Below are 18,409 nucleotides of genomic sequence, written 5' to 3'. Positions count from 1 at the left end.
TTAATAATATTTCATTATAAAAAAAACATTTATTCCCCAAAATACAATATTAATTTTAACTATAAAAATATAAACGATTATGAAAAAATAATTAATTCTAAAAATTTTTTTATAATTAAAAATAATGATTATTTTTTTCTTTTTACAAACTATCAAAATTTAAATCAAATAAATAATACAAATAATATTAACACTTTATATGAAACTTTCATTAAATTAGAAAAAAAAATAATAAACTTTTATGAAAATAATTATATTAAAGATTCTTATAAAAATGGATATGAAAATAAAAGTTTAGAAAACAATATTTTAAATAAATTAGACATTATAGATAATAATATAATAAATAAAAATAAAAGCAATAATATTTTTATTAAACTAAACGAATATAGAGATTATTTAATTTATGGTACAAATATAAAAATTCATTTTATTCCCACAAATCTAATTAAAAAAGAAAATAAAACAAAAAATGAAATTTTTTATTTAATAAAAAGAAATATAATTGAAAAAAATATAAACTTAATTGTAATAAAAGATCAAGAAAATATAATATTTGATACAATTAAAGAGATTGAAAATAATAAGGCAATTAATCTGATCTACCAATTGAATATTTATTTTTCTAATTACAACAAATTCTACTCTATATATTCAAACTATAAAAGCAGCTTTATTAATAATAAAATTGAGTTCTTTAATAAAAAAATCTTGCATAGCAATTATAAATTTTCTATAAATTTTATCCTATTTCTAATAAACTTAATATCTATACTTTACATTCTCTTATATTTTTTTTTAATATATAAACTATTATTTAAATATAGTTTCGATAAAAATATAAACAATAAAAAATATAAATTTAAATATACTTTCTATTTATTCTTACTCCTATCTTCTATCTTATTAATATCTTATTTAATAAAAAGCATATTAAATTCATTAATCAATTATTATTTTTATATTGTTTTAATTCTTTTAAAAAATAAAAATATTAATTTCTTTGCTTATATTAATATTCTTCTTTCATCAAACACTTTTAATAATGTATATCTTATATATTTCTTTTATTTCCTTTTATTCTTTTTACAATTCATTTACAATAATAATCTTTTTTGTAAAAACTACTTAACAGTTTATTTAGTCATATTTTTTAGTTTTATTATTTTGTATATATTTGATAAAAATTTGTTTGATATTAAAATTTTATATAATTTCAAAATTTTTTTAGAAAAGAAACTCTTCATTAGGCCAAGATTAAAGGAGTTAATAAGTTTTCCTTTTTTAATAATATATATAAATAAGTTTCTTTTAAATAATAGAAATAATAATAAGAAAGAATATCTGATAAAATTATTTTTATATTTAGAATCACTATTGTATTTTATTTCAATTTTTAACTCTTTTAGCCATTTATTTTCATCTTTTATAGCATCAATTGTAAGAATAGTTAATGGAATGATCCTTGGGATCTTACTATATTTTATTATTTATTTCAAAATTAAAATTTTTTCTCTTATCAACTCTTTTAGAATAAATTTTTTAAAAGAAAAATATCTATTAAAAAATGAACTAAAAATAAAAAATAAAACTTATAAAAATAATAAATTAAATATCTTTGTAATTGTAAGCAAGACTCCAAATCTAGGAGATAATTTTTACAGATATTTCTACAAAAAATATTTTTCAAATAATATATATAAAATTTTATTTTTAAGTAACTTATCTAATTTAAAAATAAAAATTTTAAGAAAAAAGTTACTTTCAATAAATTTACCGTTAATTAGTATATTTCAATCTTTAATATATAAAATTTCACTTTTAATATCAACAGTTATTAAAATAACTAAATGTGAAGAAGTTCATTTCATAGGTGGAATCTGGCAGGACAAAACATCAATTAGTTCATTTTTATTTTATTTTTTTTCTCTTGTATTTTCAAAAATTACCTTAAAAAAAATAAAATTTATTTCTGTTTCAATAGAAAAACCAAAATACAATATATCAAAAACAATATTGTCTTATTTTCCTTTTATAGATTATATTTGGGTAAGAGATTTTTATAGCTACTGTTATCTAAAAAATTGCTCGAGAAAAATATTTTTATTAGAGGATTTATATGATTTTTTTCTCAAAAATAAAATGAAAGATAAAATTCTAATTTGTAATAAAATAGAAAATATAAATAAAAAAAGAATTATTATTATTTTTAATTCAATTTATTTAACAAATATCGAAAGAATAATAAATAATTTATTTTTTTTAAAAAATGAACTTCAATGGGAAATTATTTTTGTTATAGTTGAATTAAAAGATTTATCGATAATCAGAAAGTTTTTGCATAAAAATAAAAAATTATTTTATAAGAAAAATAAAAACAAAATAAAAATAATAAATTTTTTTAAAAACTTAAAGAACAAATATAGTTTCTATAATTTATTTGAACCTTTATGTAATTTATTAAATAAGAATATTAATAAACATACTATTATTATCTCTTATAGATTACATGCTTCTATATTGATTAAAAATATAATTAAATATAAATTAGATAAACTTAATTACAATCCTGAGTTTAATACTTACCTTCTTGACGAAAAATCAATAAATTATTTTACAATTTCAAAACTTTTACGAAAAATAATTGAAGAATAAAAATAAATCTTTTTAAAACTATCGATTAATAAAAATATTTTTAAAACTAACATTAAAAATGAGATCAATTAAAAATAGTAACAAAAAAAACACCAAAAAAAATTATTTTAAAAAACAAAAAAAAATATATAAAAATAATAAAAAGATTAACTTTTATAAATCGATTATAATTTTTATTATATTGTTTTTTTGCTTTATTCTTTCTTTTACATTAATAATATCAATAAACCAATCAAAATATTTTAAAAATAATATTAAAAAGCTTAATGAATTAATAAAAACAGGTAAAAATAATATTAAAGAAAAAAAAGAAATAATTAATAATACAAATATTAATTCATCAAAAACAGAAAATACAAACATCAATAATGGATTAATTACAAAAAATGCACACAATAATTTAAATGAAAACAATAATGAGATAAAAATAGATAAAAAAAATAAGGTAAAAGTTTGTATAATACTTGATGACGCTGGTTATACAACTAAAAATTTGCTATTACTTAAAAATTTAACAAATTTAAAAATAAATATTTCTATTTTACCATTTTTACAATTTTCAGTTGAATCTTTAAAAATTATAAATGAATCTAAAAATCTTTTCCCTCTTATACATATTCCACTAGAACCCAAAGATGCTTCATTAATTTCTAATTATAACAATCAAAATAATTATTTTATTTTAACAAATGACTCTTTTGATAATTTAGAAAATAAGATAAAAAAAATTTATGAAGAATTACCACTTCAGTATGCTAATAATCATATGGGTTCTAAATTTTCTGAAAATAAAGAAAAATCATATCAAATTCTAAATATTTTAAAAAGCTATAATATTCGTTTTATTGATTCTAAAACATCAAACTCTTCAACTTTTTTAGATGTATCAGCTGAGCTTAACTACAAAATTCTAATAAATAATTTTTTTCTTGATAATGAAGATAACTTAGAAAAAATAAAAAATATATTTTATAACTCAATTCACTTATATAAAAATATAAATAATAAATTAAAAAATAATTATATTAATAATAACAAGCTTTTAGAAGAATTAAAAATAAATAATTTTGTTTTAATATTTATTGGACATATAACTAAAGATAATACAATAAATTTTCTGTATGAACTTTCAAATTCAGAAATAATAAATGATTTAGAGTTTTTATTTGTAAATGAAATAGAATAACATTATAAATTTTAAGATTTAACATCTATAAATATTTATTTTGATCAAAAAATTCGGTTTATTTAACAAATATTTTAAAATTATCTTTTAACTTTTCTAATGCTCTTTTTTCAATTTTTCTTATAGCTTCTGAAGATAAATTAAAAATCTTAGCAATTTCTTTTAATGTTAATTCTGGAAAATTATTTATACCAAACCTATAACTAATTATAACTTTATCTCTTTCATCCAGCTTATCAATTGCTTTATAAAAATTTTCAATAAATATTTTTTCTTCAATTAAATTCAAAGGATCTTTTTCTTTTTCACAGAAAAATTTTTCATGATTACTTCTCTGATTTTCTTCTGATAAACTATTTTCATTTTCGAGAGAAATATACTTAAATTCATAATTTAAAAGTTTGAGAGAAACACCACTGTCCTCAAAATTAAAATTTTTATTGCTCTCATTATTATTATAATAATAAATATTTGATAAATTTTTAGTACTATTTTTTTCATAATTATTTAAATATTTTTTTATTTTTCTGATAATTTGTCTTTTTCTAATAGGAATAGAAATATCATCTATAATTTTTTCATAATATCTATTTATTGCTTGTTTAATCCACATTATTGCATAATACTTAAAATTATTACTCTTTGAGTAATCATACTTATTAATAGCATAAATAAGTGCAATTTTCCCTTCTTGAATAAGATCATCAAGAAGATATTTATCTTTTGTATATTTGGAAGCTAATTTTGTTATATAATTTTCAAAAGCATTAAGTAAAAAATTTAAAGAAACTTTATCATTTTCTTTAGCTTTTAGAACATGATAAACTAAATCATCATTGGAATAATAGAATAAATAAGTCTTCTTATCTTCATACTTTAACATAAGATTTCCTTTTTTATAAAAAATTAATTTTCTACAAATTAAATGATGCAATTTAAATGCCAAAATATAATTTTATAATACTCTTTAATAAAAATTTAAAAAATATTCACATAAAATTTTAATTGTTAAATTTATTTTATAAATTCATAATAAATCGTGTGTTTTTAAATTTTATTAAAAGCAAGATATTATTAAGCAAAATTGAAATTAAAGATTAATATAATTAGGATAAATTTGTCTTTAAATCAATAAATTAATTATTAGTAATTATTAGAAATATATTTGGGATATTAATTGATTATGATTGATAAAAAATAATTAATTATTAATAAATTTCTAACATATTTAAAAAATAAAAAATTAAGTTATAAATTATTTCAATTGATTGTTGAAATTTTTCAACAGTAAATAAATTAAATATTCATATAAAACAAAAAATAAATATAAAAAATTATCTATTAAAACTGAAACTATTTAATAAAATTTTAGAATAAAAAATAGAAATGCTATAATCTATAAAATTTATAATCTATAATAGAAATTTACAAAATTTTATTTTTTTTTTAACCTGCTTCTATACAATGGACAATTTTCATCATTTTCTCTGCAAATTCCTTTTTTACATGAAGGACCTGCTATACTAAAAAGATTAGGAGCTATTTCTTTTACAAGTTTTAACATTGCATACGCAAGTCGTCTTATCTCCCACTGAGAATGGTAACAACATCTAAGTTCAAAAAAATTAAGTAAACTTCTCCCATTAAAAGTTGCAATAATATTTGTTTTTGTAGCATTTGGAAAAATATATCTTGCATCTTCTTTAGGTATACCATCATTAATCATTTTTTCATATAAATTTTGACCTATTTTAATATATTCATTATATTGATTTAAATATTTTGATTTTTTAATAGTATCAGGAATTACATAATCAAAATTTTCTTTTGTATATTTAACATATCTTTGTGACTGTTGAGAATAAGAAGCTATCCTATGCCTTACAAGTTGATGAGAAGTTACTCTTGAAATACCTTCAATTCCAAATGTAAAATTAACATGTTCAAATGGTGATAAATGATTTTTTTCAATTAATAAGTTAATTAATCTTTTTATTTCATTAATATCATAAAATTTATTTATTGTTTCTTCTATGTTTGTTTTTGAATAACACAAATTTGCAGAATATGCCACAACTTTTTCTGGATCAGGTGTAAATGATAATAGTTTTACATTCATTATTTTCTAAAAAAATTCCCATCTATTTTTGTTTTAATTCAAAATATATAACACTTTTATAATTATTAAAAAATATTATTAATTTTTTACATATATTATTATTTTAATATTTATTTTTTATTCGAATCAAACTTTTCATATTTCTTTTTAAATTTCTCAACCATACCTGATGAATCTATAACTCTGTCTCCTTTACCTGTAAAAAATGGGTGACATGCAGAACAAATTTCTGTATGAATCTCTTGTTTAACAGAAAGCGTTTCAAAAGTATTACCACATGCACAAATAACTTTAGCTTTATATAATTTTGGGTGAATATCTTTTTTCATTTTTACCTCTCTATATTTTTAATAAATTAATTTAAATTAATAAGTAAATCGATTAAAACATAAAAAAATATTTTTTCAATAAAATATCTTACTTTTTTATTTCAAAACAAATTTAAAATCTAACTCCCCTGTATTATCATTAAAAATTCTTTATTAGTTTTAGTGTTTTTCATTTTATCTAAAACTTTTTGCATAGCATCAGCTTCATCATACTCAGTTAAAACTTTTCTTAATACCCAGGATTTCATTCTCTCCTCTTCATCTAATAAAAGCTCTTCTCTTCTTGTTGAAGATCTAACAAGATCTATAGCAGGAAAAATTCTTTTATCTGCAAGTTTTCTCAGAAGATTAACCTCCATATTTCCTGTTCCTTTAAATTCTTCAAATATTACATCATCCATTTTAGAACCAGTTTCAATTAAAGCTGTAGCAATAATAGTTAAAGAACCGCCTTCTCTAATATTTCTTGCAGCACCAAAAAACTTTTTGGGGCCATAAAGAGCATTTGCATCAACCCCTCCAGATAAAACTTTCCCCGATGTTTGACATGTTAAATTATAAGCTCTTGCCAATCTAGTTATTGAATCCAAAAGAATAACAACATTCTTTTTATGCTCTACAAGTCTTTTAGCTTTTTCAATTACAAGTTCAGCTATTTTAACATGTCTATCTGGAGCCTCATCAAATGTTGAAGCAATAACTTCTGCTGAAGGAACAGACTCTCTCATATCTGTAACTTCTTCAGGTCTCTCATCTATAAGTAAAATAATAACATAAAAATCTCTATGATTTGCGTAAATTGCATTAGCTATTTCTTGTAATATCATAGTTTTCCCAGCTTTTGGTGGAGCAACTATTAAAGCTCTTTGCCCTGTACCTATTGGAGCAAAAATATCAAGAATTCTTGTAGCATACTTTTCTGGTTGATATTCCAATTTTATTCTCTTGTCAGGAAAAATTGGAGTTAAATTATCAAAAGAAACTCTAGTTTTACAAACAGAAACATCATCATCATTAACTTTTAAAATATCTACCATTTCAAAATATTTTCCACCTGGTTTTGAAGGTGCTCTTATTAAACCTAATACTGTATCTCCTGATTTTAAAGAATATTTATGAACTATTCCTAAATCAACATAAATATCATCACTTGACTCAAAATATGAATAATTAGAATATCTAACAAATGCTAAATTTTTTGTCCTCATGTAATCAAGAACACCTTTTACATAGATTTTACCACCAAGTTTATTTTGAATATCCATTATTTTATAGACAAGCTCCTGTTTACTAAAACCAGAACAATCACATAATCCCATTCTTTTTGCATAGTCAACTATAGAAGAAAAATCTTTTTGAAGAAAATTATTGATTAATATCTCTTTATCTATTAATTTATATTCTTTATATTCTTTATCTTCTTGATCTTCGGGAATATTATTTGTAATATTTGCTTCCATATCTTTCTTCTTCTCTTTTTGCAATTTTATACTATTTTTATTATCATCTTCAAAAGAACCTATATTTTCTATATCTATACCAAAATCTTCTCCAGAATCATTTGAATAATTTTCATTTGAAGTTGAGTTTGTGTATTCTATATTAATATCCATAATATTTTTCCCAAATGGATAAAGCAATTTTTCATCTTCATTAATTGAATGGTTGTTAGTATCAAATGATTGATTTTCAAATAATTCTTCTTCATCAATTTCATTTTGAGCTTCATGATTTTGCAAAACATTATTTTCGATATTATTTAGTAAATTACTCTTTTCTTCTAAGTTTTTTAAGCTTTTTTTCAAAAGAATTTTTCTATTTTTCTTCTTTTTTTCAGTACTCTCATTTTCATTGTTATTCATTAAATTTTCCATTTTATCCTCTTCAAATATTTTTAATTTATAAAAATAAAACTTTGTAATGATTTACGCTAATTCTTATTTTTAAATAACAAATTTTATTATTTTTTAATTATTTTGATTTTTATAAAATTACTAATATATATATTAAAGCAAATTAAAATATTAAAATTAATTAAAAATAAAATATTCTTTGAAACAATAAAATAAAATAAATTATCATTAATTTTCTAAAAATTCATAAACCTTATAAATTATAAACTACTAAGAACATATTTGATTATAGACAACTCTCGATTAACTTACTAAAAAAATAAAACTTATTTTTATTTTGTCAATAATATATTAAATTATTTTATTTATATTTTTGAATTAAATTTGCTGCTTCATTTTTATAAACATTATCGATTGAAACTAAAAAGTTTAAAAGATTTAGTGCTTCTTTAATATTTCCAGATTCAATTAAAAATAAGGCATAATAATAATATACTTCATAAATAAATTTAGAATTCTGAAAATATTCTTTAAATAGATTAAAATATATTCCTAAACTTTTTTTAAATTTATCAGATACATTTCTCAATTGATAACAATTTCTAAAAAAATATAAATAAACTAATTCCTTGGGAACAAGGTCTTCATCAATAAAAAGAATATTTCTTAAAGATTCTATACTTCTTGAATACATTTTTTGTTTATAATAAATTTTAGCTATAGAAAAAACGGTTAAATCATACCATTCATAAACAGGATATTCATTTATTAATAATAAATAAAACTTTAAAGCTTTTTCGTATTCTTCTTTTATTTCATAAATATATGCAATATAGTATATTACATCAGAGATATATTTTGAATCTGGATAATTTTCAAAAAATTGAGTTAAAAAATATATAGCATCATCATATTTTAAGGAATTCAAATAAAACATAGCCTTTGCATAAACTTCACTTTCTGATTCTTTATACTGATATGGAATAAAAGTAATATTTACATTTGCTTTTTGGCTATTAAAATCAATAACAAAAAAAATTACAGAAAAAATCATAGACATTATACCGCTTCCTAATAATAAACCTTTGGTTAAATAAATCGATTTAACAGTATTAATTTCATCATAATCATAAGGAGTAACATTTATTGCAAAGCTAGAAGCTACTGATAAGAGACCAATACCTAATGTTAACCACTTACCATAAGAAAATAGATTAATCTTTTTAATTTTAACTTCCTTATCTTTTAAAACTATACTATATAAACCATTTGAAACATAACTCGCAATAAATGGTGCTTCAATTTTAACACCATTTTCAGATATTATATAATAAGAAGAAGGAACAAAAAAAGAAAAATATAGAGGAACTAAATTTGCAGAAACTTTATAAACTCCTTCTTTTTCAATCTTTATATCCTGTACAAATGTTTGAAAATTTTCTTTTTTAATAACCACCTTATGATTTCCCAAATCAATATTTGTAAGTAAACATGGAGTTTTGCCAACCTCCTTTCCATCTAAAAAAACATTAGCTTTATAAGGATCAGAAGTTATAAAAATTACTCCTTGAGCATAAAGATCAACCCAGAAAAAAATATTTATAAAAATTATAAATACTAAATAAAAGTAGAGCTTATTCTTGCTATCGTTAAATTTTATTTTAATTTCATGACATTTATTATACACTATCATATAAACCTCATTGTTTTTTGATTATTTTTATTAATTATATCTATTTAATGATTAATCATTTACTATTACATTGATTACTTTTTTTATATTTTCCAATTTATTAACATTTATGAAATCTAAAATTTTACTAAATAATATATAATCCACTTTTTTAAATTTTCTCAAATAGCTATATGCAAATAATTCATCATAAAAATAATTATTCAAATATTTTAAAAAAACAAGATTACTCTTTTTTATATTAAAATCTATTAATCTTTGATAAGAAATAAAAATTGATACAATTTGTTGCTTTTTTAATTTATTAAAAATTTGTTCATTAAAAATATGATCTTCAAAAATTTTATAATCAAACTTTGTTAAAAATAAAATAATATTTTCAACTTTATTTGTTATCTTTATTACTTCCATAAGAAAATCATTATTTATATTTTCAACATTAAGTTTATTAATTTTCTCTATAGAATTATAAAAAATATTTTGATCTAATAATAAAAAGTAAATTATAACTGACTGTGAAGTTTTATTCATTAAATGTAATGTAATTAGAGATGTATCTTCCTTAATATCTTTAAAAAAGTAAGCAAATCTGTAATCCTTAAGAATTGACAAAGAGTCAATTGCTAGGTTCTTTTTATTTTTATTTAAATATTTATATTTTTCAAAGAATTTTTCTACTTTTTTATTTTTTAAGATTTCTGGATCTTGATAAAAATTATAATTAACACTTTTAATAACAATATTTTCAAATATTCTAAGATTATTATCATCATTTTTAGAAGGTTTCAAATCAATATAATGATCTAAAACTTTAATTAAATTCTCTTTTTCTAAATAACAGTTTTCAAAATTTTTATCAACATAAAATAATAAATCATTGCTATTCAAATTACCATATTTTATTAAATTATTAAAAATATCATTCTTTAATTTAAATTCTAATTGTCCTAAAAAATCACTATCAAAAACTAAAAAATAGTAAGGATATTTAGAAGTTTCTAAAATAATTTCTTCTTTAATATCCGAATTTCTTAAAACCATCAATAAATTGATAATATTTTCTCTACTTTTTTCATTTATAAAATTATTTAACATCTCAATACTGAAATCTTTGTCTAAACATATTAAATAGCTATACTTTTCATAATTTGTCCTATTTATTACTTTTAAAAAATTAAGAATTTCAGACACATTATTATATTTATATTTTATAATTAGGTTTCTTGAAAAGAATTGCTTTTCTGAATTATTACTTAAAAGACCAAAAGATAATAAATCAATAAGTTGTCTTCTTGAAGAAAACAAACTATTAATCTTATTGAAATGTATATCTACCATATCAGAAGCCAATATTAAAGGAATTAAGTTTTTTAACTCCTCTTCATTTTCATAACTTATATATCTATAAACTTTATTGTAATTTTTAAGTAAAGTATTAAGAGTATAAAAATTTTTAGGATTAATATTTCCTTTTTTCAATCCACTAATAAGAAATAATAGAAAATCAATTTTATTGTTTTCTAATTTTGTTTTTAATTTTTCTTTATCCTCATCGCTTAGCCTATTATAAATAGACTGTAAAGCTTCATAAGAATATTTATCTGAAATATTTTTTAATAAATAATCGATATAATCAATGTTTCCATTATTTTTAATAACATCATAACCTAATTTTTTTAATTCAAAAGATTCATCTTCTATGACTGATAAAACAAAACCTTTAACATTATCAACATAAGACTTATTAATTATCCTTAAAATATTTTGTTTAATAAAATAATCATCCTTATATTTATTATATATATTAATAAGTTTATCAACAAACTCCCTGCAATCAAATTCATTTAAAATCTGAAGAATTTTTTGAAGAACAACTTTGTTCTCTATTTCAAAAATAGGTTTTAAATATTTTATTGTAGAAGGATCTTTAAACTTAGACAAAATATTAATAATAATTAAAACCTTATTATAATCTTTTTTTTGAGTATATATCAGTAAAGCTTCATTTAATATTTCTATACTATTTATTCCTATACTATAAAAAGTATTCAAAATATTATCATCTTTTATATTATAATTTCTAAAAAGATTTAAAAAAAACTCTTTTAATAGAATATAAACATTATCATCTTTATGAAAACTTAATAAGTAAACAAATGTACCTAAATACTCTGATTCTAAAATTTGCTTATAATAAATAATTTTAATTATTGATTTTAAATAATTTACATTTTCATAAAAGACAACATTAAAAATATTATTTAAATATGGTTTTAAATTATATTTTAACAAAATATCTGAAGCTTGAGATGAAATTTTTTCATCCTTTTGTAAAAGAAATATAAGATTAGGAATAAAAATTTCTTTTTTATAATCTCTAATAACATTTAGACAAATATTTGAAATTCTATCATTTATAATAAGATAATCATTTAGCAGATAATAAGTTTCGCTTTTTTTAAGTATTTGCAAATATTTTTCAATTAAATCATCATTAAATAGTTTTAAGTTTTTTTTAAAAATTGAATCTAAAATTTTAATCGAATCATCACTTAGTTTTATTTTTGAATTTATAATAGTTAAAAAAATTTCAGGAGTTTGAAAATATTCAATATATTTTATATATGAAAGTAATTTATAATTATTTTCTGTTGTTTTAATTTTATTAAAAAACTCATTAAAACTTTTTATATAAATATCTTTAAAATTGTTCCTTGAAACAACTAAAAACCAGATATCTACAAATTTATCATTTTCTTCTTTTAATATTAACTCATAAAGTTTGTTTTTTAATCTTTTAGCAAAATCTTTATTTCTTTCATCAAAGTAAAAATAAAAATAATATAAAGCTTCAGTTTTTACAGAAATATCATCATAATTTAAAAAATTAAAGGCAATCTCAGAAAAAAATGGTTCATCAATATCTCTGATATTAGTCAAAAAATAGATCAACCCTTCTCTATTATAATTTTTACTATTAATATGATTTAACAATAATTTTTTAAGTTCTGTTTTTAAAGTTTCATCTGATGTTTTTTTATAAGAGTCAATAAAAAATATAAATTTATCAATATGAACAAAATTATTAAAAAGAGGAACAAAAGAACTTTTTAAAGAATCAGGTAAAGAATTATATCTTTCAAGCAAAATATCTTCAAGTTTTTTATTTCCAGGTCTTAAACTTAATAACCTTGAAAATACACTAACAACAAATCCTATATCATTATTATATAATATTTTCTTATAACTTTCTGGATTAAGTTTATCAAAAATATTAATTCTTATACTTAATTCAAGGGCAAAAACATTTACATTAATATCTCTATGAGATAAAAGAAAATATAAACTATCTATTAAATAATTACTATCATATTTATTGAAATATAAAATCAAAGACTCAATAAGAAAAAAGTTTTTTGCTGTTCTAAATATATTTTTAATTTTGTCATTATACTTTGTTATATTAAGTTTATCAGCATTTTTAATTATTACATTTATTAAATTTTCATTTTGATATAAATATAATATTGAATAATCAAGTAGTCCTTCAACAATTTTGAAATAGTTTAATAAAATCTCCTCAAATTCCTTTAATTTCTCTTCCCCATATAAATTTAGTGTTAAGCTTTTATAAAGTACATCAAATAAAGCCTTATCATCTTCAGGCAAATACTGAATACCAAACTCATAAAAATAATCTATCATAACAGTTTTATTAATAAAAAAAGAAGTTATAAGAGAATTTGCTAAATAAACTTCTTTTAATTCTGCTGATTTTTTATTTAAGACCTGATCCCATAACTCAAAATATTTTTTTTGGTCACTTCTTAAAATAAGAATATATCTATAAATCTTAGAATAACCAGGTTTAAGAGGAATCATTTTGTCAAGATATTTTTTGGCATCATTTTCTGAATATTTTTTGAAATCTTCTAATTTAATCCAATTTAAATCCTGAGAATATATATAACAGTTACAAAAAAACAAAATAAAAAAAATAATTACTAATATCTTAATTCTATTTTTCATAAAATTATTTAAAAATATTTTTCAAAATGACTCTATCTTAAATAATATATTTAATTTAAAAAATTATTAGAAATCTTTATTAAATAATCAATTCTTTATAATTATATTTATAATTTATTTTAATTAAAAATCAAATTTTTTATAAATAATTTTAAAATTATTTAAATAATATAATATTTTATTTAACTTCAATTGATTTTTTTTTACAACACTTTATACTTTATTCAAATATTAATTATTTAATTTTGGAGGAATTTATCTATGAGTAAACTAGATTTTATAGATCAAACAATTGAATCATTAAAAAATGATGGTTTATATAATATAATTAGAACTATAGGGTCAGCATTAGATTCTTGGATTATAGTTAATGGTAAAAAAGTTTTAGATATGTGTTCAAACAACTATTTAGGACTTGCAAATAATGAAGATTTAAAAAAGGCTGCAATAAGAGGCATTGAAGAATATGGTGTTGGCCCTGCTGCTGTAAGAAGTATTGCTGGAACTACAGAAAAACACTTAGAACTTGAAAAGATGCTTGCTGAATTTAAGAAAGTTGAAGCCACAATTCACCTTCAATCTGGATTCTGTGCTAATCTTGGAGTTATACCAGCTCTAGTTTCTTCTGAAGATCTTATATTTTCTGATGAATTAAACCATGCTTCAATAATAGATGGTTGTAGGCTATCAAAAGCTGAAATTATAAGATATGCTCATAACGATGTAAATGACCTCGAGAAAAAATTAAAAGAGAATAAAGACAAAAATTGCAAAAAATTAGTTATAACAGATGGTGTTTTTTCAATGGATGGAGATATTGCACCATTACCTGAAATTTATGAAGTTGCTAAGAAATATGATGCTTTGGTTTATGTAGATGACGCCCATGGTGAAGGAGTATTAGGAGATTCTGGAAGAGGCATTGTTGATCATTTTCATCTTCATGGAAAAGTTGATGTTGAAGTTGGAACTCTTTCTAAAGCTTTTGGTATAGTTGGTGGTTTTGCTTCAGGAAGCTCCAAATTAATAGATTATTTAAAACAGAAAGTTAGACCATTTTTATTTTCATCTGCTTCTACTCCTGCTGATATTTATGCATCCATCAAAGCTATAGAAATATTAAAAGAATCTTCTGATCTTGTTAATAAACTTTGGCAAAATGCAAAATATTTTCAATCCAAAATAAAAAAATTAGGTTTTGATATAGGTAAAACTCAAACACCAATAACTCCTATTATTATAGGTGAAGCTAAAACAGCTCAAGAATTTTCTAAAAAACTTTTCGAAGAAGGAATATTTGCTCAAGCTATTGGGTATCCAACTGTTCCTAAAGGAAAAGCAAGAATAAGAGTTATGATCCATGCTATTCATAGCGAAAAAGATCTTGATTTTGCTATTGAGAAATTTGAAAAAATTGGAAAAGAGTTAAAAATAATATAGACTCTTTAATTTTAATTTAAATTAATTCATAAATTTAAGAATATATATAAATATTTTATAAATAAAATTTAGAAAAAAATAGTAAACATTATAAAAATTAAAATAATTTTAATTGGAGATTAAGATGGAAAAACAATTGGCAGTTTTAAAAACTAAAAGAGAAAAAGGATTTACAATAGACTACATTACACCAAAACTAGAAGTTGGGCCAAATGAAGTTTTAGTTAAAGTAAAAAATGCATCAATATGTGGAACAGATGTTCATATTTATGATTGGAACAAATGGTCGGATGATAATATTACTCCCCCCAGAGTTATTGGACATGAATTTTGTGGAGAAGTAATAGAAATAGGAAAAAATGTAAAGAGTATTAAAATAGGAGATTTTGTATCAGCTGAAACTCATATTGCATGTGGTTATTGTTATATGTGTAAGACTGGCAATAAACACATATGTCAAAACATGAAAATAATAGGTGTTCATACAGATGGGGCTTTTACTTCATATGTTGTAATTCCTGAAGAAAATGCATGGATAAATCCAAAAAATCTTGATCCTGAAATAGCTTCTATTCAGGAACCTCTTGGAAATGCTGTTTACACCGTTTTAGTAGATGAAATTGCAACAAAAAGTTTACTTGTAACTGGTGCTGGCACAATTGGCCTTATGTCTATAAATGTTGCCAAAGCATGTGGAGCTTCAACTATAATTGTTTCAGAAATAAATGAGATGAAAGCTAAACTTGCAAAAGAAATGGGTGCTGATATTGTATTAAATCCATTAAAAGATAATATTGTTGAAGCTGTTATGGATTACACTAAAGGACTTGGAGTTGATGTTGGTTTCGAAATGTCAGGAAATGAAAAAGCTCTCGATCAATTATTAAAATCTATGAAAAAGAGAGGGAGAGTTTCTTTACTTGGAATATTTGATTCAAATCCTACAATTAACTTTAACAATGATATTATATTTAAAGGACTTAAAATATATGGAATAACTGGAAGATTAATGTTTGATACCTGGTATCAATTATCTGCTCTACTTGAAAAGAATTTATTAAATTTAAAACCACTTATTACACATAAAATTAAATTAGAAAATATTGAAAAAGGAATAGAAGCAATCAAAAAGGGAGAAGCAATAAAAGTTATAGTAAATATTTCATAATAATTTAACAAAAATTATTGACAAGTTTAATAATTGTGTTAAATAAGTTTTACAGAATTTTTAAAAAAGGGGTAATTTATAGGAACTAAAAGTAATAAAACTTCAAGACCAAACATAAATGAAGAAATTCGAGCCAAAGAAGTTAGAGTTATTGGGTCAAATGGTGAACAATTAGGAATATTTTCAATAAAAGATGCACTAAATATAGCTTATGAGCAAGGACTTGATTTAATCGAAGTTTCTCCAAATGCAGAACCTCCTGTATGCAAAATTGGGGATTTTGGTAAATTTATATTTGAAAAAGAAAAAAAAGAGAAAGAAGCAAAAAAGCATCAGAAAAAAATAGAATTAAGAGAAATAAGATTTACACCTGGAATAGGTGAACACGATTATGATTTTAAATTAAAAAAAGCAAAAGAGTTTCTTGCAGAAGGAAGTCATGTATTATTTAGATTAAGGTATAGAGGCAGAGAAATATTACATGCAGATAAAGGATATGAAGTTTTTGAAAGAATAAAAAACGATCTTGCAGAAATAGGGATTGTTGAAAAACCACCAAAAATTGAAGGAAAAAACTTAACAATGGTTATTGTACCAGCAAAAAAGAAGTAGCAAAATAATAAAAAGGAGATATAAATGCCAAAACTTAAAACAAAATCATCTGCAAAAAAAAGATTTAAAATAACTGGTTCAGGTAAAATTAAAAGATTCAAAGCTTTTAAAAGCCATTTATTAACTGGAAAATCTAAAAAAAGAAAAAGAAATCTTAGAAAGCCAACTATTTGCAATAAATCAGAAGTTAGTATTTTAAAAGGATGTTTTCCTTATAAATAATAATACTTAATTTTTATATTTTAATTAATAAATATTTAATAAAATAAAAAGGAGAAATAGATGCCAAGGGTTAAAGTTGCCACTGCTGCAAAAAAAAGAAGAAAAAAGATATTAAAAGCTTCCAAAGGTTATTATGGCAGAAGAGGAAATGCTTATAGAGTTGCAAAAACACAACAATTAAAAAGTATGGCATATGCATATATAGGAAGAAAACTCAAAAAGAGAGATTTTAGATCATTATGGATAGTTAGACTAAATGCAGCATTAAGAGATTTTGGTTTATCATATTCTAAATTTATACATCTTCTTAATAAGAATAATATAAAATTAAATAGACTAATATTGTCAAATATGGCAATAGAAGATCCAGAAGGTTTTAAAAATCTTGTTAATGCAATTAAATAAATTTATTTTTTAATTTTAAATTTTTTAATTAAACACATTTTAATTGTTACTTATTTTTTTATTTTTTTAAAAACAAGTAAATTATTTTATTCATATATTTTTTATTTAGGATTAATATTAATTTAAAAAAATAGTATTTTTGTTTACTAAGATTAATTTTTATTATTATTTTTAAATATTTTATTAAAAATAAAATAATTTTCGTTTAACAAATTTTATATTATAAAATGTCATTAATACAAATATTTTCAAATAAACTATATTTTAATAAAAATCTAGAAATCTTTGTTAAAACTTTAGAGGATAATAAAAATAACTTAATCCAAGATAATTCCAATTTATTTATAATAAAAAAAGAAAATGAAACAATATATTCTATTGATTTTAAAAATAAATTAAAATTAAATAATGTATTTTGTTACTTAAAATTAAATAATGATATAAAAATAAATTTAAATATTTATATTAAAGGAAAACCTTTTAATTTCGAAAATTTTTATATTCTAAAAACATTTAGAGAAAATTTTGCCGTTAATAATATAAAAGGGGAAATATCATTTACAAATAATTTTTTTGAATTTAATATAGATTCTTTATATGAAATAATAAACGATGAAAAAAATATTATTAGTAAAGTTAAAAAAGATTTGAATATATTTGAAAATTTACAAATAGACAAAATATTAAAACTAAAAAAA

General features: G+C 20.2%; 14 protein-coding genes. 8 read left to right on the top strand and 6 right to left on the bottom strand.

From position 1 onward, the window contains the following. Window positions 1-2,655 (top strand): DUF5693 family protein (locus N3A58_08655; GenBank protein MCX8059467.1); only part of this gene is annotated, 2,655 nt, incomplete at its 5' end. Between the two features lie 58 nt (window positions 2,656-2,713). Beyond that, the gene (locus tag N3A58_08650; GenBank protein ID MCX8059466.1) at window positions 2,714-3,841 is read left to right on the top strand and encodes a divergent polysaccharide deacetylase family protein; all 1,128 of its coding nucleotides are present in this window, start codon (window positions 2,714-2,716) and stop codon (window positions 3,839-3,841) included. Between the two features lie 58 nt (window positions 3,842-3,899). On the opposite strand, the gene N3A58_08645 is transcribed toward N3A58_08650, so the two are convergent. The 6 genes from N3A58_08645 to N3A58_08620 all read right to left on the bottom strand — a co-directional run bounded on the left by N3A58_08645 (window position 3,900) and on the right by N3A58_08620 (window position 13,864). Beyond that, a complete protein-coding gene (locus tag N3A58_08645) occupies window positions 3,900-4,724 on the bottom strand; it encodes a sigma-70 family RNA polymerase sigma factor (GenBank protein MCX8059465.1) in 825 nt (274 codons plus the stop codon). A gap of 552 nt (window positions 4,725-5,276) precedes the next feature. Beyond that, the gene (gene thyX / locus N3A58_08640) at window positions 5,277-5,960 is read right to left on the bottom strand and encodes an FAD-dependent thymidylate synthase (GenBank protein ID MCX8059464.1); all 684 of its coding nucleotides are present in this window, start codon (window positions 5,958-5,960) and stop codon (window positions 5,277-5,279) included. Between the two features lie 110 nt (window positions 5,961-6,070). Beyond that, window positions 6,071-6,289 carry a 50S ribosomal protein L31 gene (gene rpmE / locus N3A58_08635; protein MCX8059463.1) on the bottom strand — a complete coding sequence of 73 codons (219 nt, stop codon included), beginning with the start codon at window positions 6,287-6,289 and terminating at the stop codon, window positions 6,071-6,073. A gap of 119 nt (window positions 6,290-6,408) precedes the next feature. Continuing rightward, complete coding sequence (gene rho / locus N3A58_08630) at window positions 6,409-8,163, bottom strand: transcription termination factor Rho (GenBank protein ID MCX8059462.1); 1,755 nt, start codon at window positions 8,161-8,163, stop codon at window positions 6,409-6,411. A 340-nt stretch (window positions 8,164-8,503) separates the two neighbouring features. Next, window positions 8,504-9,835 (bottom strand): PEGA domain-containing protein, encoded by a 1,332-nt coding sequence (locus tag N3A58_08625; protein ID MCX8059461.1) that lies wholly within the window; start codon window positions 9,833-9,835, stop codon window positions 8,504-8,506. 51 nt (window positions 9,836-9,886) lie between these two features. Next, window positions 9,887-13,864: a hypothetical protein gene (locus tag N3A58_08620; protein ID MCX8059460.1), complete on the bottom strand. Its 3,978-nt coding sequence runs from the start codon at window positions 13,862-13,864 to the stop codon at window positions 9,887-9,889. A gap of 261 nt (window positions 13,865-14,125) precedes the next feature. Here N3A58_08620 and N3A58_08615 point away from each other — a divergent pair, with 261 nt between their 5' ends. The 6 genes from N3A58_08615 to N3A58_08590 form a co-directional block, all read left to right on the top strand. After that, a complete protein-coding gene (locus tag N3A58_08615) occupies window positions 14,126-15,304 on the top strand; it encodes a glycine C-acetyltransferase (protein MCX8059459.1) in 1,179 nt (392 codons plus the stop codon). 124 nt (window positions 15,305-15,428) lie between these two features. Continuing rightward, window positions 15,429-16,472 carry an L-threonine 3-dehydrogenase gene (gene tdh / locus N3A58_08610; GenBank protein ID MCX8059458.1) on the top strand — a complete coding sequence of 348 codons (1,044 nt, stop codon included), beginning with the start codon at window positions 15,429-15,431 and terminating at the stop codon, window positions 16,470-16,472. Between the two features lie 78 nt (window positions 16,473-16,550). Then, window positions 16,551-17,084 carry a translation initiation factor IF-3 gene (gene infC / locus N3A58_08605; protein ID MCX8059457.1) on the top strand — a complete coding sequence of 178 codons (534 nt, stop codon included), beginning with the start codon at window positions 16,551-16,553 and terminating at the stop codon, window positions 17,082-17,084. Window positions 17,085-17,108: 24 nt separating this feature from the next. Beyond that, window positions 17,109-17,306, top strand: coding sequence for a 50S ribosomal protein L35 (gene rpmI / locus N3A58_08600; GenBank protein MCX8059456.1), 198 nt, complete (start codon window positions 17,109-17,111; stop codon window positions 17,304-17,306). Between the two features lie 60 nt (window positions 17,307-17,366). Continuing rightward, entirely contained in the window at window positions 17,367-17,711 is a 345-nt protein-coding gene (gene rplT / locus N3A58_08595) for a 50S ribosomal protein L20 (GenBank protein MCX8059455.1), read from the top strand. A gap of 227 nt (window positions 17,712-17,938) precedes the next feature. After that, window positions 17,939-18,409: hypothetical protein (locus N3A58_08590; protein MCX8059454.1), on the top strand; the 471-nt coding region annotated here is incomplete at its 3' end.

Source organism: Spirochaetota bacterium (assembly GCA_026415295.1).
Lineage (GTDB): Bacteria > Spirochaetota > JAAYUW01 > JAAYUW01 > JAOAHJ01 > JAOAHJ01.
The sequence above is the reverse complement of the archived record's forward strand: the minus strand, read 5'-3'. Positions and strand labels throughout refer to the sequence as shown.